The following is a 21,015-nucleotide window of genomic DNA, read 5'->3' on the forward strand; positions in this document are numbered from 1 at the left end:
CGCCCCCCGTCCCCGGACGGGCGACGGGCACCCCCGCGACGTCGAGGCCGCCGCGAGGGGTGGTCGGCGCCCGCAGCCGTCAGCTCGTCTCGATCGTGGGCCGGTAGCTGCGCATCCAGGCGTCGAGCTGGAGCACGTTCTCCATCTGGGCCCGGTCGACCTCGAGGCTCGTCGTGGCGTTCGCGGCCGGCGCGTCGATCGCGTCGCGCACCTTCGCGACGTCGATGAGCGAGCGCACCGGGGCGGCCGTGTCGGCGACCAGGTCGGCCAGGTCGCCGCGGACCGCCTTCTCGTAGGCCGGGTCCTGCGTCGAGGGGTACGGGCTCTTGACGCGCTCGACGATGGAGGCCGGCAGCACGTCCTTCGCGGCGGCCCGCAGCAGCGACTTCTCGCGGCCGTCGAAGGTCTTCAGCGCCCACGGGGTGTTGAAGACGTACTGGACGAGGCGGTGGTCGCAGAACGGCACGCGGACCTCGAGCCCGCTCGCCATCGACATGCGGTCCTTGCGGTCGAGCAGGATCTGCACGAACCGCGTCAGGTGCAGGTAGCAGACCTCGCGCATCCGGCGCTCGGTCGCGCTGACGCCGTCGACGTGGGGGACCTCGGCCAGGGCGTCGCGGTAGGACTGGTCGACGTAGCCGGGCAGGTCGAGCTCGGCGAGCAGGCCCTCGTCGAAGAAGGACCGCGAGTGGTCCATCGGTCCGATCCGGCCGGCCATCCACGGGAAGGTGTCGGCGTTGACGGCCTCGGCGTCGTGGAACCAGCGGTAGCCGCCGAACACCTCGTCGGCCGACTCGCCGGACAGCGCGACGGTCGACCGGCCCCGGATCGCCTTGAACAGCAGGTAGAGCGACGTGTCCATGTCGCCCAGAGAGAGCGGCAGGTCGCGGGCGCGCAGCACGGCGGCGCGGGCGTCGGGGTTCATCAGGTCGTCGTTGGAGAGCGTGATGGCCTCGTGGTCGGCCTTCACGTACTCGGCGAGCTCGCGGACGAACGGGCCGTCCGGGGTGTCGCGCATCGGGTCGGCGGCGAAGGCGTCCTCGTAGCCGACGAAGTCGACCGAGAACGACCGGACCGGTCCGCCGCCCTGCGCCTTCAGCTGCTGCGCGGCGAGCGCGGTGATCGCCGAGGAGTCCAGGCCACCGGAGAGCAGCGAGCACAGCGGCACGTCGGAGATCAGCTGCCGGTGCACGATGTCGTCGAGCAGCTCGCGGACGTGCGCGACCGAGGTCTCCTGGTCGTCGGTGTGCTGGAGGGCCTCGAGCTGCCAGTAGCGGCGGATCGAGAGCCCCTCGCGGCGGATGCGGACGAGCGAGCCCGGGCGCACCTCGTGCATGCCCCGGTAGCCGCCGTGACCCGGCGTCTTGACGTGGGAGAGGACCTCGCGCAGCCCGTCGAGGTCCATGACGGCCTCGGCGCGCGGGTGCGCGAGGATCGCCTTCGGCTCCGATCCGAAGAGCACCCCGTCGGGGGTCGGGTAGTAGTACAGCGGCTTGATGCCCATGCGGTCGCGCACGAGGAAGAGCTCGTCGGCGCGGGTGTCCCACAGGGCGAAGGCGAACATGCCGTTGAGGCGCTCGACGACGTCCTCGCCCCACTCCAGCCACCCGTGGAGCACGACCTCGGTGTCGGAGTCGGTGCGGAAGCGGTGGCCGCGCTGCTCCAGGTCGGCCCGCAGCTCGGTGAAGTTGTAGACCTCGCCGGAGTAGACGATCGCGAGGCGGGTCTCGCCGGTCGCCGGGTCCTCCACGGTCATCGGCTGCCGGCCGCCCGGCACGTCGATGATGGCCAGCCGGCGGTGCCCGAGGGCGGCGTGGCGGGCCGTCCAGAGGCCCTCGTCGTCCGGTCCGCGGCAGGCCATCGTGTCCGTCATCGCCTGCGCGTCGGCCGCGGCGGCGCGGTCCGACGCGAAGTCACGGGTGAAGTCGACCGTTCCTGCGATGCCACACATGGGGCTGCCTCCCTGTCGTCGTCGACAGGTCAGGTGTACCCCGATTGTTTAGGGCACGTAACAAGATGTGACGCGCTGGTGAACAGGACGATCAGCCCAGCGGCAGACGAATCTCGAACGTCGTGCCCGCCGGCGAGGTGTGCACCCGGATGTCCCCGTGGTGCTTGGACACGACGATCCGCCACGAGATGTCGAGGCCGAGGCCGGTGCCCTCGCCGACGTCCTTCGTCGTGAAGAACGGCTCGAAGATCCGGGGCCGGACCGCCGCCGGGATACCGGGCCCGGTGTCGGCGATCTCGACGACGGCCGTGTCGGACTCTCGCCGGGTGCGGATGGTCAGCGTGCCCGCGCCGTCCATCGCCGAGCAGGCGTTGTCGATGATGTTCGTCCAGACCTGGTTCAGCTCGGCCGGGTAGCACGGCACCTGCGGCAGGTCGGGGTCGAACTCCTTGACCAGCGTGATGCCCTCGAGCTTGCGGGAGAGCATGGTGATCGTGGACTTGAGCAGGACCCGCAGGTCGGAGGCCTGGTAGGGCGCCCGGTCCAGCTGCGAGTACTGGCGGGCGGCGTTCACCAGCGTGCCGATGCGCGCGGTCGCGTCGGTGATCTCGCCCATCAGGGTCTCGGTCTCGACCGCGTACGCGATCCAGCGCACGGCCGCCCCGAGCGTCCCGTCGGGCACGGTGCGCTCCACCTTGCCGAGCCACTCGGCGTCGAGGCCGCCCGCCACGAGCACGGCCGCGAGGTCCCAGGCGCCGTCGACCCCGTGGTCGTCGAGCCAGTCGCCGACCTCGTCCTCGGCGTCGGAGGTGGCCATGGCGGACAGCTCGGGCGCGGTCGCGACGCCGAGCACCGCCTCCTCCTGCAGCTCGACCAGCTGCGAGACGACGGCCCCGTCGAGCTTGCCGGAGGCGAGCATCGCGAGCTTGTGCCGCATGCCCGCGACCCGGTCGCGCAGCGACTCGGTGGCCCGGATCGCCGCCGCGGCGGGGTTGTTCAGCTCGTGGGTCAGGCCGGCGGAGAGGGAGCCGAGGGCGAGCAGGCGCTCCCGTTCGCCGATCGCCGTGCTCGAGCGCTGCATCCCGACGGCGAGGCCCTCCACCAGGTGCATCGCCAGCGGGAACCACTCGCGCAGCCGCGCCCCGAACTCGGCGGCGGGCAGCGCCAGGAACCGCGAGTCGGCGCAGGCCCGCAGGGTGTGCTTGTACGCGAGGTTCTCGCCCTCGACGTAGGCCTCGGTGGCGCCGCCGTAGGTGCCGGGCCGGGCGCTGCGGCTGACCTCGACCTCGTCGCCGCGCACCGTCCGGATCACGGCGATCTCGCCGTCGCAGAGCACCCAGAAGCAGCGGGCCGGGTCGCCCTCGCGACACACGTCCTCGCCGGCCGCCGCGTCGACCACGTCGGCGTGCTCCGCGATCCAGGCCAGCTGGTCCTCGTCGAGGGACTCGAAGAGGAAGAGCCGCTGCAGCGAGGCGGGCTCGAGTTCGGTTCTCATCGGTTCTCCAACCAGCGGTGCACCAGGCTCACCGCCATCGCGCCCTCGCCGACGGCGGAGGCCACGCGCTTGACCGACCCGCCCCGGACGTCGCCGACGGCGAACACCCCGGGCAGGGAGGTCTCCAGGTGCAACGGCTCACGTCCGCCGTTCCTTCCCGACGACGACGGGGTCAGGTCGGGTCCGGTCAGGACGAACCCGCGGTCGTCGCGCTCGACGGTGCCGTCGAGCCAGTCGGTGCGCGGCTGCGCGCCGATGAAGACGAACAGCCACTGCGCGTCGACCCGCTCCTCCTCGCCGGTGGCGCGGTCGCGCAGCGTCAGCTTCTCCAGGTGGCCCTCGCCCTCGGCGGCGACCACCTCGGTCCCGGTCCGCACCTCGATGTGGTCGACGCCCTCGATCTGCTCGATCAGGTAGTGCGACATCGAGGCCGCCAGCGACTGCCCGCGCACGAGCATCACCACGCGGCGGGCGTAGCGGGAGAAGTTCATGGCCGCCTGGCCGGCGGAGTTCGCGCCGCCCACGACGTAGACCACCTCGTCGGTGCACGACGGGGCCTCGGTGGTGGCGGCGCCGTAGAACACGCCCTCGCCCGCGAACGTGGTCAGACCGGGGACGTCGTCGAGCGTCCGGTACGAGACGCCCGTGGCCAGGACCACCGCGTGGGCGGCGATCTCGGACCCGTCGTCGAAGGTGAGGATGCGGACGCCGCCGCGGACCCCGAGCCCGGTGACCGTCCTCGTCGTCAGGACCTCGACGCCGAACTTGACCGCCTGCCGGCGCGCGCGGTCGGTGAGCTGGGCCCCCGAGACGCCGTCGGGGAAGCCGAGGTAGTTCTCGATGCGGCTCGAGGTGCCGGCCTGTCCCCCGGTGGCGAGCGACTCGACGAGCACGGTCCGCAGCCCCTCGGACCCGCCGTAGACCGCGGCGCCGAGCCCGCCGGGACCACCGCCGACGACGGCGAGGTCGTAGAGCTCGGCCGCGGCGTGCGTGGACAGCCCGACCTGCTCGGCGACCTCGGCGTCGGTCGGCTCCACCAACGCCTTCCCGTCCCCGGTGATGACGACCGGGAGAGTCCGGTCGTCGCACCCGGCGGCCTCGAGCAGCCGCGCCCCCTCGGGGTCGTCGGCGAGGTGGAACCGGAAGGGCACCTGGTTGCGCGCGAGGAGGTCCCGCAGCTCGTAGGACCGCGCCGACCAGCGGTGACCGACGATCCGGGTGTCGGTGCTGGGCCGGTCGGGCGCCCGGCGCCACGCCTCGAGCAGCTGGTCGACGACGGGGTAGAGCTTCTCCTCGGGCGGGTCCCAGGGCTTGAGCAGGTAGTGGTCGAGGTCGACGACGTTGATCGCGGTGATCGCGGCGTCGGTGTCGGCGTAGGCGGTGAGCAGGACCCGGCGGGCCCGCGGGAAGAGGTCCATCGCCCGTTCGAGGAACTCCACGCCGCTCATCCGCGGCATCCGCTGGTCGGCGAGGATCACCGCGACCTGCTCGCCGCGCAGCGCGATCTCGCGCAGCGCCTCGAGCGCGGCCTCGCCGGAGTCGGCCCGCACGATGCGGTGGTGCTCGCCGTACTCGCGGCGCAGGTCGCGGGCCACGGCACGGGAGACGCCGGGGTCGTCGTCCACGGTGAGGATCACGGGGCGGGGCACGGAATCAGCCTAGGCTCGCCGTCGACCCGTCCCGGGCGGACGAGACGCGGGACGGGGTCCGGGCATCAGTCCCAGCCCCAGCTGGTGTCGGCGAGGTCGGTCCCGCTCCCGCCCGAGGTCCCGCCGGGCTCGGGCACGACGGTGTCACGGATCCCCGCGACGACGCTCAGCACGAACGCGGCGCCGACCGGCGAGAGCTCGTCGGGGAGCCGGGCGGCGACCTCGTGCTTCCGCACGCTCACGCGCCAGGCCCGCCCGAGGTCGTCGAGCAGCGTCCGGCGCGGCGGGTGCCGCCGCACGTGGGTGCGCATCCGCAGCAGGCGGCCGTCGACGTCGATCTCCCAGTCCCGCCACGGGCCGCGCTTCGCGGGCCGCGCCGTCGCGACCGGGTCCCGCCCGTCGAACAGCTCGAACGCGTTCCCGCGCCGCTCGAGCCACCGCTCCTCGGTCCCGACGACGACGCTGCGCCCCTCGCGGCGATCCTTGCGGGTCCGCCCGGGCCGCTTCCCGAGGCGCGACACGGACCCGTCGAGCCGCGCGTCGAAGGAGAACGGGGAGTCGGCGTACTCGCTGGTGTGCAGCACCGACCCGATGCCGACGCCGTAGGTGCGCATGTCGTCGTCCACGCGGGAGTCCGTCGCCGCACCGATCGCCGCGTACACGGCGGCGAGCAGCAGGGGCAGCACGACCACCAGGAGGACGAACAGCACGATGCCGGTGTCGGTGATGCCGTGCCGGACCCAGGCCGTGATCACCGCGCCGAGCACGCCGAGGGACGTGACCAGCAGCAGCGCCCAGATCCAGAAGAAGCGGCTCGTGATGCGCTGCGGCCGCCGCCGGGACGCCGGACCACCACCGGGCACGGAGGGTGACGACTCCAGCCCGAGATCGTCGTGCACGCTGCTCATGTCACGCAGCGTGCCTGATTTCGGTCACTCAGGGCAAGAACGTTGGGCCGTTCGAGGCTGGGTCAGGTGACGAGGCCCGCGACGACCAGGGCCAGCCCGGCGACCCCCGAGACCGCTCCGCCCCACGCCCACCGCCGCTGGAGCAGCAGCGAGTCCTCGCGCAGCGCCGTGGGCGCCCGGGTGGAGACGATGAACGCCTCGGTCGCGGGCGCCGCGATCACCAGCGCGCCGTCGCGGTCGTGCACCTCGCCGTGGACGTAGAGCTCCGTGCCGGGGCGCAGCACCCACTCCTCGCACACGACGGGGCCCTCCGGGCCCCACCCCTGCTCCTCCGCCACCTTCTCCGGCTGCACGGCCACCGTGCCGCGGGGATCCACGCCGATGTTGCCGGTCTCCTCGACCAGCACGAACGCGCGGTCGGAGGCCTCCTCCTCGAGCGTCCGCGAGCCGCCGTCGTGGCCGTAGGGCGTCCGGACCACCCGGCGCCACCACACGCACTCGGTACCGGTCTGCGGGGAGCGCAGCGGGCCGTCCTCGGCCGGGTGCGCGTGCCCGATGACCGCGGCGATCCGCGAGAACCCGCCCACTGTGCCGAGGTCGACCAGGGCCTCCCGCTCGACCGCGAGGTCCTCGACCGGCGACGTGGACGCGCCGATCATCGCGTGGCGCAGGTCGACCCGGCGGTTGGCCGCCACCACGGCCGCGGCGGCGAGGGCGATGAGGACGATGCCGAAGAGCAGCATGGGGACTCCCGTCGTCGTCCCTCCATGGTCCACGACGGGCGCTGGGGCCCCGGTGAAGCGAGTCGGAGCCCGTCGTCACCCGGGGGGAGGCGGCGCGATCACCTGTCGGTGACGTCGGAGGAGCCGTCTACTCTGACCGGTGCCATGAGCACCGTCTTCGTCGTCACCGGGACCTCCTCGGGAGTGGGTCGCGCGCTCGCGCAGTTCCTCTCCCGCCACGGGGTCACCGTGATCGGCCTCGACCGGCGGGAGCCGCCGGACCGCGAGATCGCGCACGTGCGCTGCGACCTCACCGACCCGCGGTCGATCGACGCGGCCGTGGAGCGGCTCGACGACCGGGTCGACGCCCTCGCGAACGTCGCCGGGGTACCGGGGACCTCGCCCGCCGAGACGGTGCTCGCCGTGAACTTCCTCGGCATGCGCCACCTCACCGAGCGCCTGCTGCCGCGCATCCAGCGGGGCGGGTCGGTGGTCAACGTGTCCTCCGCCGAGGGTCGGCACTGGGTCGCCCACCTCGCCGAGCTGCGTCCGCTGCTCGCGACGACGTCGTTCGAGGACGGTCTGCGCTGGTGCCGGGAGCGCCGCCCCGACCGGCCGGTCTACGAGCTGTCCAAGGAGGCCGTGCTCGCGTACACGACCGCCTCGTCCACGCTGACCTGGCCCGACGGCGTGCGGATGAACGGTGTGGCACCCGGCCCGGTGCGCACCCCGCAGCTCCCCGAGGTCGAGCGGTCGATGGATCCGCGGCGGCTCGCCCGCCAGCGCACGGCCGCCGGCCGGGACGCCGAGGCCGACGAGATCGCGGCCGTCGTCGCCTTCCTCATGTCGAACGAGAGCCGGTGGATCAACGGGCAGACGCTCGCCGCCGACGGCGGTGTCGCCGCGGCCACCACCTGGGCCGCCCTGCAGACCCGCTGAGCCACTGAGCCGCGCTCGTGGCTCCGGTGCCGGTGGCATCGGTGCCGCCGTGTCCTCGCACGTGCGGCGACCGTCACCTCCGGGCGTGCGACCCGTTGTGTCGCACAAAGGGATCGACCGGACGGGTGAGGTGGCCGGGGTGCGGCAGGGACGACGAATCACGACGGTGCTCGCCGGTGCGGCGCTGCTGCTCGGTGCCGCGACCGGTGCCGCCTGGGCCGACCCGACGCCGCCGCCCGCCCCGCCGGCGCCGAGTGCGGTCACGGTGCCCGGTCCCGCCGTGCCGCTGCCCGCCCCGGTGGCCCTGCCCGACATGGCCGCCGCGCTCGGCGGCTCGATCCACCCCGGGGTGCAGCTGCGCACCAACGGCGCCCAGTGCACCGCGAACTTCGTCTTCGTCGGCGGCGGGAAGATCTACATCGGTCAGGCCGCGCACTGCTCGGGCACGGGCGCGGCCACCGAGACCGACGGCTGCACCTCGCAGTCCCTGCCGCTGGGCACCCCGGTCGAGATCAGCGGCGCCTCGAAGCCGGGGAAGCTCGCCTACAACTCCTGGCTCGCGATGCAGGGCGCGAAGGAGACCGACCCGGACGCCTGCGCGTACAACGACCTCGCGCTCGTCGAGATCGACCCGGCCGACGTCCCCGCCGTGTCCCCGGCCGTCCCGTTCTTCGGCGGACCGACGGGCATCGACACCGACGGCCTCGCGCCCGGTGAGCGGGTCGCGAGCTACGGCAACTCCGAGCTGCGCGGGGGCGTCGCCGCCCTCTCGCCGAAGGTCGGGGCCGCGCTCGGCGACACCGGCAACGGCTGGAGCCACCCGGTGCTCACCCTCACCCCCGGGGTGCCCGGCGACTCGGGGAGCGGGTTCCTCTCGCCCGACGGGACGGCCGTGGGCGTGCTCTCGACGCTGAACGCGCTGCCCGTGCCCGGCTCCAACGGGGTCGGCGACCTCGCGCGGATGCTGGCCTACGCGAAGGCCCACGGCGCCCCGGGCGACCTCGCCCTCGCCGCCGGTGGTCCGTTCCGGACGCTCGGCGTGCTCTAGCACGTGAGCACTTTCCGTGGCTGGAGCCAGGGAAAGTGCTCACGTGGCGAAGCCACCCCTAGAACGACGCGACGTCGATGACGAACCGGTAGCGGACGTCGGAGTCGACGACGCGGTCGTAGGCCTTGTTGACGTCGTCCACCGTGATCGTCTCGATCTCGGCGCCGATGTGGTGCTCGGCGCAGAAGTCGAGCATCTCCTGGGTGTCGCGGATGCCGCCGATCTTGGAGCCGGAGAGGCTGCGACGACCGTTGGCCAGTGAGAACGCGTGGATCGAGCCCGGGTTCGACGGGATGCCGACGTTGACCATCGATCCGTCGAGCGCGAGCAGGGCCACGTACTTCTCGAGGTCGAGGTCGGCCGACACCGTGTTGACGATGAGGTCGAAGGTGCTGTCGAGCGTCTCGAAGGTCGACTCGTCCGAGGTGGCGTAGTAGTGGTCCGCGCCGAGTCGCTTGCCGTCCTCCTGCTTCGACAGCGACTGGGAGAGGACCGTGACCTCGGCGCCGAGCGCGTGGGCGATCTTGACGCCGACGTGCCCGAGGCCGCCCATGCCGATGATGGCGACCTTCTTGCCCGGGCCGGCGCCCCAGTGGGTCAGCGGCGTGTACAGCGTGATGCCGGCGCACAGCAGCGGCGCGGCGACGTCGAGCTCGACACCCTCGGGGATGGAGAGCACGTAGTTCTCGTCCACGACGACCGACTGCGAGTAGCCACCGAAGGTCTGCTCGCCGGTGTACTCGCGGCTGTTGTAGGTCTGCACCTCGCCCCGGGTGCAGAACTGTTCCTCGCCGGCCTTGCAGTTGGCGCACTCGCGGCAGGAGTCGACGAAGCAGCCCACGCCCACGCGGTCGCCGACGGAGAACTTGGTGACCTGGTCACCGACGGCGGCGACGGTGCCCGCGATCTCGTGGCCCGGCACCATCGGGAACTCCGCGCCGCCCCACTCGTCGCGGGCCTGGTGGATGTCGGAGTGGCAGATGCCGGCGTAGGCGATGTCGATGACGACGTCGTGCGGCTTCGGGTCCCGGCGCTCGATGGTCGAGCGCTCGAGCGGCTTCGAGGCGCCTTCGGTGACCAGGGCGGAGACGGTGGTCGGCACGGTCTGAGGACCTTCCTTCGGGTGTCCGGGGACGGACCCATGCGGGTCCGGCCATCGTTCGAAGTTCGGTTGTCCACGATTGAACGACTCGAACCCTGTGCGTTCGTCAGCTCACATCTGGCGACGGTCGAAACGGATGGGCCGCTCGGCGTAACGCGGACGGCTGATCGACACGACTCCGTGGTGACGATCGGTGATCACCGGGGGGAGAACGACGATGGGGACGGTCGGGCGAGGACGCCTGCGACGGTGGACGGCGGTCGCGGCGCTCGCCGTGGTCGCGATGGTGATGGCGGGGACGCAGGTGCTCACCGCGCCACCGGCCCGTGCGGCCGACCTCACCGCGGACACCGTGCGCCGCGACCTCGCGTTCGCGGAGGCCCGCCTGGCGGCGACCGCCGCGCGGACAGCGACCAACGCCTACCCGGTGCGGACCGGCACGAACGGCGCCTGGGTGAACGTCGGCGCGGGTGACTGGACCAGCGGCTTCTACCCCGGCGCGCTCTGGCAGGCCTACGCACACACGAAGGACCCGGTGTGGCAGCAGCGGGCCGAGGCCTGGCAGGCCGGCGTCGAGTCCAACAAGACCGACGACACCAGCCACGACGTCGGCTTCCAGATCTTCAACACGTTCGGCCAGGACGCGGTGCTCACCGGCGACCCGAACGCGAAGGCCGTCGTCCTGACCGCGGCGCGCACGCTCGCCTCCCGCTACAACGCGAAGGTCGGCGCGATCCGCTCCTGGGACGCCCGGACCGACACCACGAAGTACCAGGTGATCATGGACAACATGATGAACCTGGAGCTGCTCTGGTGGGCGGCCCGGAACGGGGGCGACGCCTCCTGGGCGACGATGGCGACGAACCACGCGAAGACCACGGCCCGGGACTTCTTCCGCACCGACGGCGGCAGCTGGCACGTCGTGAACTACAACCAGAGCACCGGCGCCGTCATCAGCAAGTACACCCACCAGGGCTACAGCAACGACTCCACCTGGTCGCGCGGTGAGGCGTGGGCCGTCCACGGCTTCACCATGGCCTACCGGTTCACCCAGGACGCGCAGTTCCTGACGACGGCCCGCAGGGCCGCCGACTACTTCCTCTCGCGGCTGCCCGCGGACAAGGTCCCGTACTGGGACTTCAACCTGCCCTCGACGACCGGCCAGCCCCGGGACTCGTCGGCGGCCGCGATCGCCGCCTCCGGGCTCGTCGAGCTCTCCACCCTCGAGCCCGACGCCACCCGCAAGCAGACCTACCTGGCCGGCGCCCGCGACATCATCGCGTCGCTCTCCACCGCGGCCTACCTCGCGGACGGCACGACCAACCAGGCGGTGCTGCTGCACGGCACGCAGAACAAGCCGTCGGGCAGCTACGACACCGGCATCATGTTCGGCGACTACTACTTCATCGAGGCCCTGCGCCGGTACGCGGGCGCCACGGGGATCGACCTCGGGACCACGCCGACCACCACGACCCCGGCTCCGACGACCACGACGGCGCCCCCGGTCACGACGGCGCCCCCGACCACCACGACGACGAAGCCGCCGACGAGCACGACCGCGCCCGCCACCGACCCGGTGACGGCGTACTACCAGAAGCTGGGCGGCTCGTCGTCGTACCTCGGGGCACCGAGGAACGCGGTGTACTCCGTGGCCGGCGGCCGGGCGCAGGACTACGCGGGCGGGTCGATCTACTGGTCGTCCGCGACGGGGGCGCACGCGGTGCGCGGGGCGATCCTGACCCGGTACAAGGCGATCGGGGGGCCGTCGAGCGCGATCGGCTTCCCGACGACGGACGAGTACGCCGTCTCCGGCGGCCGACGCTCCGACTTCGCCAAGGGGACGATCGTGTACTACGCCTCGAACGGGCAGACGTACGTGTTCACGCGCTGATCCGTCCCGCCGTCCTGCCGCGAGGAGGACGTCAGGCATCCCGGCCCGCCCCGGGCCCTGCCTGACGTCACCCTCGGGGATGGGGGATCCGGGCCCGGACGCACGAGAGCCCACCGGGCGGGACCGCCGGGTGGGCTGAGGTGGCCAGGGGCGGGGTCGAACCGCCGACCTATCGCTTTTCAGGCGATCGCTCGTACCAACTGAGCTACCTGGCCTCGTCGGCCAGGTCCACGAGCGACGCCAGCACGACCGTGCGACCCAGACGGGACTCGAACCCGCGACCTTCGCCGTGACAGGGCGACGCGCTAACCAACTGCGCCACTGGGCCTTGCTGATGAAACTGTACTGCGTACCCCCAACGGGATTCGAACCCGCGTTGCCGCCTTGAAAGGGCGGAGTCCTAGGCCACTGAACGATGGGGGCTCGGTTGGTGGACCTTACCCCCTCCGGTGGTGACCGGTCCGCTCCGTTGGGTGCGAGGGAAAGCTTACGGGACGGGGTCGGGCCCACTCTCAGGCACCCCCGGCAACGGGTGTCCGAGGGGCAACGACGCCATCCCGCCGGCGGCCTCCCAGCGCTCCAGCCAGGCCGGCTCGGCCACGCACCCGAGCAGCAGCTCCCACGACGCGATGGCGCGTTCCCGCAGGTCGGCGGACCCGCTGACGGCCATGGAGACCACCCGGTGGCCGTGCCCGAGGGCGACGACGGTGCGGCCGAGATCGCGCGACCCCACGGACGGGCGGAGCAGGCCCTGATCCGCGGCACGACCGAGCAGGTCGATGAAGACGTCCTCCCAGTAGCGGTGGGGCCACGGGATCCGCTCGGGCCCGAGGGCGCCGTCGGCGACCACCCGGAGCCCGCCGATGCAGTACTCGTCCGCCTCGTAGATGTCGGCGAGCCCGATGGCCAGGTGGACGGCGGTCGTCAACGGGTCGTGCCCGAGCCCCACGAAGGCCTCGGTGATCTCGGGGAACCGCGTCTCCATCACCGAGGCGACCGCGTCGGCCATCGCCTCCTTCGAGGCGAAGTGGAAGTAGAGCGCGCCCTTCGTGACGCCGCTCCGCTCCAGGATCTTCGACAGCGACGCGGCCTGGTAGCCCTCGGCGGCGAACTCGTGCGCGGCGGCGTCGAGGATCGTCTCGCGGGTCGCGAGCGCGCGTGCCTGCCGCGGGGCGCCCCGGTGGTCACCGGAGCGGGCGGGTGGGGCGGGCACGTCGACCATGGCGGCACCACGCTAATCGGGTTCGGGCCGCCCCCGCGCGGCCGACGCGCCGGGCACGACGCGCCCGGCCGGTGTCCCTCGGCTCAGCGGCGGACGGGCGGCGGTTCGCCGGGTTCGCCGATGAGCCCGAGCATGTCGAGCAGGTCACGGCAGTCGTCCGAGTCGAGCGCGTTGCGGGCGACCGCCATCCGGGCGCGGTGCACCTGCTCCTCGCTGACCCGGTAGACGTCCGCGGCGGTCCGCTGCGCCGGCACCCCGGCCAGGGCTCCCGGTTCGGAGCCGCGTGGCGCGGGGACCGCCGTGGCCGTGGCCTCCGGATGCGGTCCGGCTGGCCGTCGTCGTGGACCCGGCGTCACGTTCATCCGTCTCCTGAGCACCCGTTCCCTCGTCCACCGCGAGGCAGGGCTGGACGCTACAGAGCAGGAGGGCCCCGTGCAGCCCTCTCTCAGGGTGACCCGGGGACTCCTCAGGTTCCTCACGCAGCGTGGCGCCGTTGGTCACGTGGAGCGTCAGTCCACGAGCGCCTGGTAGACGAGCGAACGCATCTGGCTGCGGATCGGGTAGGCGCTCGACGGCAGGAGCTGGGTGAGGAACAGGGCGGTGACCTCCTCGACCGGGTCGACCCAGAACGCGGTGCTCGCCGCACCGCCCCAGGCCATCTCGCCCGCCGAGGAGAGGGTGCGGTACGACGCCGGGTCGAGCACCACCGACACCCCGAGGCCGAACCCGACCCCGTGGAAGGGCATCTCGGCGAAGAGCGGGCGCCCGACCTGCTCGAGGTCCTGTCCCCCGGGCAGGTGGTTGCGGCCCATGTAGGCCACGGTGCGCGACCCCAGCAGCCGGACCCCGTCGAGCTCCCCGCCGCGCGCGAGCATCTGCGTGAAGCGGTGGTAGTCGGCCGCGGTGGAGACGAGGCCGCCGCCGCCCGAGAGCCACGTCGGCGGGCGGAGGAACGGCTCGCCCATGCCGTCGGCGCGCACCCGGCGTCGGCCCGGCCCGAGGGCGTAGAGCGCGGCGGTGCGCGACGGGTCGTCCGAGGCGAAGCCGGTGGAGGTCATGCCGAGCGGGTCGAGGATCTCCGCCTGCAGGAAGGCGTCGAGGGGCTGCCCGGAGACGACCTCGACGAGGCGGCCGAGGACGTCGGTGGCGTGGCTGTAGTTCCACTCCGTGCCCGGCGTGTGCACCAGCGGCATCGCGGCCCAGGCGTCGACGCAGGCGGCCAGGTCCATCCCGTCCGGGACGCCCCACTCGAACCCGCGCGCCCGGTAGAGCTCGTCGACCGGGTGGGCGTGGTGGAACCCGTAGGTCAGCCCTGCGGTGTGCGTGAGCAGGTGCCAGACGCGGATCGGCTCCGGGCTCGGCATCGTCAGGGGCGCCGTCGAGCTCCCCTTCACGTAGACGCGCGGCTCGGCGAAGGCGGGCAGCCACCGGCTGATCGGGTCGGTCAGCTCGAGCTCGCCGCGCTCCCAGAGCATGAGCGCCGCCACCGAGGTGATCGGCTTGGTCATCGAGTAGATGCGCCAGCGGGTGTCGGCCTCGACCGGCAGCCCGGCCTCCTCGTCGGCCATGCCGTACTCCGACGCGTGCACCACCTGCCCGCGCCGGGCCACGACCGCCTGCCAGCCGGCGAGGCGACCGTCGTCGACGTAGCGCCGGAAGTGCTGGTCGACCCGGGCGAGGCGGGCGGGGTCGAAGCCGAGGGCGGCCGGGTCGGCCTCGACGGCGAGGGTGCGACCGGGGGCGGTGTTCGCTGCGGTGCTCACCCCGCCATCCTGCGCCCGCGGACTATCGCTCGCCCACGATCTCGGCGACCTCGTCCACGGCCTCGCGGGCCCAGAGCCGATCCCGGAGGCGGCGGGTGAGGCCCTCGGCGTGGGCGAGCGCCGCGAACTCCGCCACCTTGGCCGCGCAGGCGGCGCGCGCGGTGGCGCGGAGCGCCTCGTAACCCTCCAGGCCCGGCAGGATGCGGCCGTCGGAGCGGTCGAAGGCGGCGCCGAGTGCGTGGGCGTCGAGCAGCGCCTGGTTCTCCTCCTCGCCGGCGTGCGGCAGCAGCGGCTGCGCGGCCGCGCCGACCACGGTGAGCCGGTGCCGGGTCCAGCGCGGCAGCGGGCGCTGGTGGGCGACGACCTGGTCCGGCTCGCGGGCGGCGACGCCGGAGACCGTGCGACGCACGTCCGGGTCGAGGCGCGAGACCAGCCACTCCCGCTCGGCCGGCGGCAGGTCGGCACGCGTCACGAACATGACCTCCGCGCCGCCGCGCGGGGACGGCATCCGCGTGACCTGCAGGGCGGGCGCCGACCACACGCGCAGCTCCGGGTGGGCGGGCTCGCCGGCGACCGCCGCCACCGTGCCGCGCCGCACCACGAACGTCGGGGAGAGCGCTCCGGCGCCGCCGTCGAGCAGCGCCCGCACCCGGCTGGACGCCCCGTCCGCGCCGACGAGCGCCTCGGCCCGCCACTCCTCGCCGCCCTCCAGCGTGACGAGTGCGGCGTCCCCGATGTCCTCGACGCCGGTGAGGCGGCTGTCGTAGCGCACGGAGATCATCTCGTCCCGGGCGCACGCCTCGGCGAGGGTCCGGCGCAGGTCCTGGCGCGCGACGATGAGCACCGGGTAGCCGAAGCGGGCCCGGACGTGCTCCCCCAGTTCGACCTTGCGCAGCGGCTGACCGGTCGCCGCGTCCGCGTGCGTGAGGCGCTGCAGCTCGAGGGTGCGACCCTGCAGGGGGTCGAGCAGCCCGAGTCCGTGCAGCACCCGGGTGGCCGCCGGCCGCAGGAGCGTCGACCCGTGCAGGGCCGGGTCGTCCTCGACGGCGGGGTCCGGCCCGCGGTCGAGCACCTGCACCGGGAAACCCTGGTGGGCGAGGCAGAGCGCCGTAGCCAGCCCGTCGATCCCGGTCCCGAGGACCAGGAGCGGGACCTGCTCCACGGTGGGACCCCCGATTCGTCTCAGCCACGGACAGCATCGCCGGTATGTCCCCAGTAGATTATTCGGGGCATTCGAGTGACGCCATGCATCCCCCGTTCGAGTGGGGAGTATCCGTGCGTCAGGCTACCGACGCGTCAACTGATCCTTTCGAGGGATGGATCTTGGCGGGCCGGGCCTCGAGTACCGCGGCGAGCGCCACGGCCAGTGCGACGAGGGCGCCGCCGAGCATCCAGCCGGCGAGCACGTCGGTGGTCCAGTGGACGCCGAGGTAGGTGCGGCTCGCCCCGATGAGCAGGACGATCACGGCTCCGACCAGCACGATCGTGCCGCGCACAACCGGTCCGTCACGTCCGGCGTCACGGAACAGCAGGAGGATCGCGACCACCGTCAGCCCGACGCCGAGTGCGGACATCAGGGCGTGGCCGGACGGCAGGGAGGCGGAGGTCTCGACGGCGAGCCGGGTGTCCAGCGGCGGACGCGCCCGCTCCACCGCGGTCTTGAGAATCCGAATGGTGAGAGATCCCACAGCCACCGCGCCCACCCACACCGCGGCCCGCGAGCGCCGCCCGCGCACCGCGAGGACGAGCGCGACGAGGACGGCGAGGCCCCCGGTGAAGAACGTCCCGCCGAACAGCGAGGCCGCCTCCGCGAGGTCGGTACGACCCGTCGTGCGGTGGGCCACCATCCACGCCAGGACGGGCGCGTCGGTGTCCGCGAGGGTCTCGTCGCGCGCCACCAGCGCGAACACCGCGGCGGACAGACCGACGAGCACCCCCGCCACGACGAGGCAGACCGGCACCGGACGCGGGGCGCGCCGCCGGGCCCGTCCCGCCCCGACCAGGAGCACCACCGCTGCCACCGCCAGGCCGACCGCCACCGTCACCGTCGTCGACTCCCCGCCGCTCCCGGGTCTGCCGACCCACCGTCCGGAAGGACCTGTACCCCGTTCCGGGGCACGACGCGCGCGTCGATGAGCACGTCCCACGGCCGCGCTGCAGGCAGACTCGCTGCGGGGCGGGTCGACGGGCGGGAGGTGGCGGTGCTGGTCGTCGGGCTCGTCGCCGCCCTCGTCGCCGCGGGCGCGAACGCGGGCGCGGCCATGCTCGAGGCGCTCGCGACGCGGCGGGCCACCCGGGCGGCCGGCGTGGTCACCAGTCCCGTCTACCTGGCCGGTCTCCTGCTCGACATCGTCGGCTGGATCCTCACCGTGCTCGCGCTGCGCTACATGCCGATCGTCGCCGTCCAGGCGATCGTCGCGGGCCAGGTGGTGATCACGGTGATCGCCTCGCACTGGGTCTTCGACACGCCGCTGCGACGGGTGGACCTGTACGCGGCGGCCGCGAACGTGCTCGGGCTCGCCCTGCTGGTGGGCAGCGCGAGCACCGGGGAGCTGCCGCACACCGGGCTCGCCGGCACGATCGCGCTGCTGGTGGTGCTGCTCGTGCTGGCGGTCGGTGGGATCACGCTCGCGGTCCGCAGCCGCCGGGCGGTCCCGACCGCCTTCGTCGCCGGCCTCGCCTTCGGCGGCACCGCGGTGGCCGTGCGCCTGCTCGACCTCGACGGCCCGGTCGGCGAGATCGCCCGCACGGTGCTGACCGATCCCGTCGCGTGGGCGCTCGTGGGCTTCGCCGTCCTCGGGCTCGCGCTCTACACCGTCGCGCTCGCGCGCGGCTCGGTCGGGCCGGTCGTCGCGGTGCTCGCCGTGACCGAGACGCTCGCGCCCGGCCTGCTCGGCCTGGCCCTGCTCGGCGACGGCATCCGCGAGGGGTGGGGCCCGTGGTTCGTGCTCGGGCTGCTGCTGGCCCTCGGCGGTGTCGTGGTCCTCGCCCGCTCCCCCGCTCAGGCGTCCCTGGCCGGCGACGACGGGGTGGCGCGGCCGCCGCTCAAGCGGGCCTGAGGGTCCCCTCCCCCCGGTGGCAGGAAAGCGTCGTTGCTGCCACTGGCCGACAGCAACGACGCTTTCCTGCCACGGCGGGGTGGGGGCCCGTCAGCGCACCGTCCGCACCACGTGGTCCTCGGCGGCGGGGCCGAGCACCACGTCGTACGCGCTCGCGTGCTCGCTGACGGCGACCCGGCCGACGTCCGGCGCGCGCCCCTGCGCCCGCGCCACGAGCTGGTAGGACCCGGCGTGCGGCGGGGCCAGGCGGAACGCCCCCTGCGGGTCGCCCTCGGCGCGCGCGGCCTGGTGGCCGGTCTCGTCGACGAGCGTCAGCACCGCTCCGGGCACCGGCTCGCCGTCCTCGGCGCGCACGACCTTCCCGACGACCGCCGGCCCCGACTCCTCGACCGGGTCGTCCTCCCGGGCGTCGTCCGTCGGGTCGGGACCCGACCCGGCGTCGGGACCCGACCCGTCGTCGGGAACGGGCGTGCGGCGGGAGAAGCGACCGGCGACGAGGTCCGCGATGCCGACCAGCAGGGCGAGGACGACCAGCCCGACCGTGATGACGAGCCCGCGGCTGATCGAGCTCGCCCAGTCGCCCCGGCTGGACGCGAGCGTGGAGAAGAACACCGCGCCGACCGCGGAGATGCCGATCGCGGACCCGATCCGCTGACCGGTCTGCAGCACGCCGGCCGCGGTACCGCCCTCGCGGGCGGGGACCTCCTCGAGGGCGAGGGTCTGGTTGGGCGCGATGACGAGGCCGCCGCCGATGCCTGCGACGAGCAGCGGCAGCGCGATGGCCCACCCGACGCTCGCCGGGTCGAGACGCAGGACGACGTCGGTGGCGACGAGTCCGACCACCACGGTCACGAGCCCGCCCACGATCAGCGGCTTGCCGAGCCGGGAGATCAGGCGCCCGCCGACCGCGGAGGAGACCGCGGACCCGACGGCGAACGGCGTGAGCGCGAGCCCCGCCTCGAGCGGCGTGAACTGCCGGCCCTGCTGCAGGAAGAGGGTGAGGACGAAGAAGATCGAGGTGAAGCCCGCGAAGTAGAGCAGGCCGAGCGCGGTGCCCATCGCGTAGCTGCGGGTGCGCAGGAGCCCGAAGTTCACCAGCGGGTGGCCGTGGGTGCGCTTGGCGCGGCGTTCCCAGGCGACGAAGAGGAGCCCCAGCAGGACGGCGACGCCGACGAGCCACCACGGCGCCCCGGCGAAGTCCTGCTCGGAGAGCACCAGCGGGAGCATCAGCGCGACGACCGCGCCGCCGAGCAGGATCGCCCCGACGACGTCGAGCGGGCGCCGTTCGGCGGTGGCGGTCTCGTCGGTGGGCAGCCACCAGAGGCCGAGGAGCAGGGCCACGATCCCGACGGGGACGTTGACGTAGAAGACCCAGCGCCAGCCCTCGGCCTCGCCGGTCCACTCGAGCAGCAGGCCCCCAAGCAGCGGCCCGACCGCCGTCGACACCCCGATCACGGCCCCGAACAGGCCGAACGCCCGGCCGCGCTCGCGTCCCGAGAAGAGCTGCTGGATGACGCCGATGATCTGCGGGTTCAGCATGCCGCCGGCCGCGCCCTGCAGGAGGCGGGCGACGACGAGCATCGTCGGGTCGACCGAGAACCCGGCGACCGCGCTCGTGATCGTGAAGAGCGCGAGGGAGATGAGGAACATCTTCTTGCGCCCGCGGTCGTCGCCGAGGCGCCCCGAGGACACGAGCACGAGCCCGAACGTCAGCGCGTACCCGGAGACCACCCACGACAGTTCCGCCGCCGACGCGCCGAGCCCGCGCTGCATGGAGGGCAGGGCGACGTTGACGATGCTGACGTCGAGCAGCGTCATGAACCCGGCCACCAGGCACACCACGAGGGCGCGCCAGCGGCGGGGATCGGGTGCTGCCTGGCCGGGAGAGCTCACGACGGCCAGGATGCCCCCGCCCGGCCGACCGAACCACGAAAGGTGGGACCTCACGTGGAGGTGCTGTCCAGCCGCATCCTGATCCGACCCCGGGATCCCGAGGTCGCGTGGGCGTTCTACGGCGGCACGCTGGGGCTCGCGATCGCCCGGGAGTTCCCCGGCGGCGTCGTCTACTTCCTCGGGACCGGCTATCTCGAGGTGTCCGGGCGCGGCGTTCCCGACGCCGGGTCGGGCCCGGACGCCCTCTGGCTGCAGGTCCGCGACATCGCGGCCGCGGAGGCGGAGCTCCGGACCGCCGGCGTCGTCGTCACCCGGGAGACCCGCACCGAGCCGTGGGGGCTACGGGAGTGCTGGATCGCCGACCCCGACGGCCGCGCGATCGTGCTCGTCGAGATCCCGCCGGACCATCCGATCCGGCGGGACGTGCGCTGACGCGCAGGTGAGCACTTCCCGTGGCCGGAGCCACGGGAGGTGCTCACAGGCCGAGGGCACCCGCGAGCTCCCGCAGCGTCTCGCGCGGGTCGTCGAACGGTGAGTCGCCGAGGGGCTGGACCAGCACGTGGTCGGCCCCCGCGTCGAGGTGCGCGGTGATCGACGCGGCGGCCTGCTCGGCCGAGCCCATGCCCACGAGCGCGCGCTTGAGGCGCTCGGAGCCACCGCGGACCAGGTCGGACTCGTCGAAGCCCTGCCGCAGCCACGAGTTCCGGTAGTTCGGCAGGCCCGAGTAGATCTCGAGGTGGGCGTGCGCCCGGCGCAGCGCGGTCTCCTCGTCGCCGAGGGCCACGGCCTGCTCGGAGATGACCCACTTGTCCGGGCCGAGCGCCTCCCGCGTGGTCCGGCTCTGCTCCGGCAGCACCAGGTACGGGTGGGCCCCGTCCGCGTTCGTCCCGGACAGCTCGATCATCTTCGGCCCGAGGGCGGCGATCACGCGGGTCGGACGCGCGTCCGGCTCCACCTCGGCCGGGACGGCGTCCATCCGCTGGAGGTAGTCGCGCATCGTCGCGAGCGGCTTGGAGTAGGTCCCGCCGCGGCCCCGCTCGACGAGCGGCGCGTGCGACACCCCGAGCCCGAGCACGAAGCGCCCCGGGTGCAGGGCGGTCAGCGTCCGGGCGCCGGACTCGGCGGCGATCGGGTCCCGCGCGTGGATGTTGGCGATCCCGGTCCCGACGACGAGACGCTCGGTCGCGTTCAGGTACGCGCCGGCCTGCGTGAAGGTCTCCTTGCCGTAGGCCTCGCCGTACCAGAGCGAGCCGTAGCCCATGCCCTCCAGGTCGCGGGCGACCTCGGCGGCGTCGGCGATGCGCCAGGAGTCGCTGGTCCACCAGACGCCGACGCGGGACGGGAAGTCGATGCGTGCCTGAGCCATGATCGCG

General features: G+C 73.4%; 18 protein-coding genes and 3 tRNA genes. 5 read left to right on the plus strand and 16 right to left on the minus strand.

Annotated features, from left to right (window positions below; all coding sequences use genetic code 11):
- Positions 1-79: 79 nt before the first annotated feature.
- The 5 genes from asnB to LN037_RS02810 all read right to left on the minus strand — a co-directional run bounded on the left by asnB (position 80) and on the right by LN037_RS02810 (position 6,746).
- Complete coding sequence (gene asnB, locus LN037_RS02790) at positions 80-1,951, minus strand: asparagine synthase (glutamine-hydrolyzing) (RefSeq protein ID WP_230749620.1); 1,872 nt, start codon at positions 1,949-1,951, stop codon at positions 80-82.
- A 91-nt stretch (positions 1,952-2,042) separates the two neighbouring features.
- Positions 2,043-3,446 (minus strand): ATP-binding protein, encoded by a 1,404-nt coding sequence (locus LN037_RS02795; RefSeq protein WP_230749622.1) that lies wholly within the window; start codon positions 3,444-3,446, stop codon positions 2,043-2,045.
- Entirely contained in the window at positions 3,443-5,095 is a 1,653-nt protein-coding gene (locus LN037_RS02800) for an NAD(P)/FAD-dependent oxidoreductase (protein ID WP_230749624.1), read from the minus strand. Before LN037_RS02800 ends, LN037_RS02795 begins: the two co-directional genes overlap by 4 nt.
- Before the next feature lie 65 nt (positions 5,096-5,160).
- Positions 5,161-6,003: a hypothetical protein gene (locus LN037_RS02805; protein WP_230749626.1), complete on the minus strand. Its 843-nt coding sequence runs from the start codon at positions 6,001-6,003 to the stop codon at positions 5,161-5,163.
- 62 nt (positions 6,004-6,065) lie between these two features.
- Complete coding sequence (locus LN037_RS02810) at positions 6,066-6,746, minus strand: GIDE domain-containing protein (RefSeq protein ID WP_230749628.1); 681 nt, start codon at positions 6,744-6,746, stop codon at positions 6,066-6,068.
- Between the two features lie 144 nt (positions 6,747-6,890).
- On the opposite strand from LN037_RS02810, the gene LN037_RS02815 reads away from it, so the two are divergent.
- Both LN037_RS02815 and LN037_RS02820 read left to right on the plus strand, forming a co-directional pair.
- Entirely contained in the window at positions 6,891-7,664 is a 774-nt protein-coding gene (locus tag LN037_RS02815) for a coniferyl-alcohol dehydrogenase (RefSeq protein ID WP_230749630.1), read from the plus strand.
- 139 nt (positions 7,665-7,803) lie between these two features.
- The gene (locus LN037_RS02820; protein WP_230749632.1) at positions 7,804-8,712 is read left to right on the plus strand and encodes a serine protease; all 909 of its coding nucleotides are present in this window, start codon (positions 7,804-7,806) and stop codon (positions 8,710-8,712) included.
- A gap of 58 nt (positions 8,713-8,770) precedes the next feature.
- Here the strand turns inward: LN037_RS02820 and LN037_RS02825 are convergent, their stop codons facing one another.
- Positions 8,771-9,814, minus strand: a complete 1,044-nt coding sequence (locus LN037_RS02825) for an NAD(P)-dependent alcohol dehydrogenase (RefSeq protein WP_230749634.1) — start codon at positions 9,812-9,814, stop codon at positions 8,771-8,773.
- Between the two features lie 217 nt (positions 9,815-10,031).
- Between LN037_RS02825 and LN037_RS02830 the strand changes: the two genes are divergently transcribed.
- Positions 10,032-11,705 carry an LGFP repeat-containing protein gene (locus LN037_RS02830; protein ID WP_230749636.1) on the plus strand — a complete coding sequence of 558 codons (1,674 nt, stop codon included), beginning with the start codon at positions 10,032-10,034 and terminating at the stop codon, positions 11,703-11,705.
- A 141-nt stretch (positions 11,706-11,846) separates the two neighbouring features.
- Here the strand turns inward: LN037_RS02830 and LN037_RS02835 are convergent.
- The 8 genes from LN037_RS02835 to LN037_RS02870 form a co-directional block, all read right to left on the minus strand.
- A tRNA-Phe gene (locus tag LN037_RS02835) sits at positions 11,847-11,920 on the minus strand.
- A gap of 39 nt (positions 11,921-11,959) precedes the next feature.
- Positions 11,960-12,033, minus strand: a tRNA-Asp gene (locus tag LN037_RS02840).
- 22 nt (positions 12,034-12,055) lie between these two features.
- Positions 12,056-12,128 (minus strand) — tRNA-Glu (locus tag LN037_RS02845).
- A 64-nt stretch (positions 12,129-12,192) separates the two neighbouring features.
- On the minus strand, positions 12,193-12,927 hold the full coding sequence (locus tag LN037_RS02850; RefSeq protein WP_230749638.1) for a ScbR family autoregulator-binding transcription factor: 735 nt from the start codon (positions 12,925-12,927) through the stop codon (positions 12,193-12,195).
- 83 nt (positions 12,928-13,010) lie between these two features.
- Complete coding sequence (locus LN037_RS02855; RefSeq protein WP_308286094.1) at positions 13,011-13,181, minus strand: hypothetical protein; 171 nt, start codon at positions 13,179-13,181, stop codon at positions 13,011-13,013.
- 255 nt (positions 13,182-13,436) lie between these two features.
- Entirely contained in the window at positions 13,437-14,690 is a 1,254-nt protein-coding gene (locus tag LN037_RS02860) for a serine hydrolase domain-containing protein (RefSeq protein WP_230749640.1), read from the minus strand.
- A gap of 22 nt (positions 14,691-14,712) precedes the next feature.
- Complete coding sequence (locus LN037_RS02865) at positions 14,713-15,852, minus strand: FAD-dependent monooxygenase (RefSeq protein ID WP_230749642.1); 1,140 nt, start codon at positions 15,850-15,852, stop codon at positions 14,713-14,715.
- 118 nt (positions 15,853-15,970) lie between these two features.
- The gene (locus LN037_RS02870) at positions 15,971-16,735 is read right to left on the minus strand and encodes a phosphatase PAP2 family protein (protein WP_230749643.1); all 765 of its coding nucleotides are present in this window, start codon (positions 16,733-16,735) and stop codon (positions 15,971-15,973) included.
- An 87-nt stretch (positions 16,736-16,822) separates the two neighbouring features.
- On the opposite strand from LN037_RS02870, the gene LN037_RS02875 reads away from it, so the two are divergent.
- Entirely contained in the window at positions 16,823-17,749 is a 927-nt protein-coding gene (locus LN037_RS02875; RefSeq protein WP_230749645.1) for a hypothetical protein, read from the plus strand.
- Positions 17,750-17,839: 90 nt separating this feature from the next.
- On the opposite strand, the gene LN037_RS02880 is transcribed toward LN037_RS02875, so the two are convergent.
- Entirely contained in the window at positions 17,840-19,642 is a 1,803-nt protein-coding gene (locus LN037_RS02880) for an MFS transporter (protein WP_230749647.1), read from the minus strand.
- 54 nt (positions 19,643-19,696) lie between these two features.
- Here LN037_RS02880 and LN037_RS02885 point away from each other — a divergent pair, with 54 nt between their 5' ends.
- Positions 19,697-20,074, plus strand: a complete 378-nt coding sequence (locus LN037_RS02885) for a VOC family protein (protein ID WP_230749649.1) — start codon at positions 19,697-19,699, stop codon at positions 20,072-20,074.
- Between the two features lie 43 nt (positions 20,075-20,117).
- Here the strand turns inward: LN037_RS02885 and LN037_RS02890 are convergent, their stop codons facing one another.
- A complete protein-coding gene (locus LN037_RS02890) occupies positions 20,118-21,008 on the minus strand; it encodes an LLM class F420-dependent oxidoreductase (protein WP_230749650.1) in 891 nt (296 codons plus the stop codon).
- Between the last annotated feature and the right edge of the window lie 7 nt (positions 21,009-21,015).

This window comes from Actinomycetospora soli, from assembly GCF_021026295.1.
Classification (GTDB): domain Bacteria; phylum Actinomycetota; class Actinomycetes; order Mycobacteriales; family Pseudonocardiaceae; genus Actinomycetospora; species Actinomycetospora soli.

Coding starts and splice junctions, on each gene's coding strand:
- asnB (WP_230749620.1), bottom strand. CDS start 1,951: ATGTGTGGCATCGCAGGAACGGTCGACTTCACCCGTGACTTCGCGTCG.
- LN037_RS02795 (WP_230749622.1), bottom strand. CDS start 3,446: ATGAGAACCGAACTCGAGCCCGCCTCGCTGCAGCGGCTCTTCCTCTTC.
- LN037_RS02805 (WP_230749626.1), bottom strand. CDS start 6,003: ATGAGCAGCGTGCACGACGATCTCGGGCTGGAGTCGTCACCCTCCGTG.
- LN037_RS02810 (WP_230749628.1), bottom strand. CDS start 6,746: ATGCTGCTCTTCGGCATCGTCCTCATCGCCCTCGCCGCCGCGGCCGTG.
- LN037_RS02815 (WP_230749630.1), top strand. CDS start 6,891: ATGAGCACCGTCTTCGTCGTCACCGGGACCTCCTCGGGAGTGGGTCGC.
- LN037_RS02830 (WP_230749636.1), top strand. CDS start 10,032: ATGGGGACGGTCGGGCGAGGACGCCTGCGACGGTGGACGGCGGTCGCG.
- LN037_RS02850 (WP_230749638.1), bottom strand. CDS start 12,927: ATGGTCGACGTGCCCGCCCCACCCGCCCGCTCCGGTGACCACCGGGGC.
- LN037_RS02875 (WP_230749645.1), top strand. CDS start 16,823: ATGAGCACGTCCCACGGCCGCGCTGCAGGCAGACTCGCTGCGGGGCGG.
- LN037_RS02890 (WP_230749650.1), bottom strand. CDS start 21,008: ATGGCTCAGGCACGCATCGACTTCCCGTCCCGCGTCGGCGTCTGGTGG.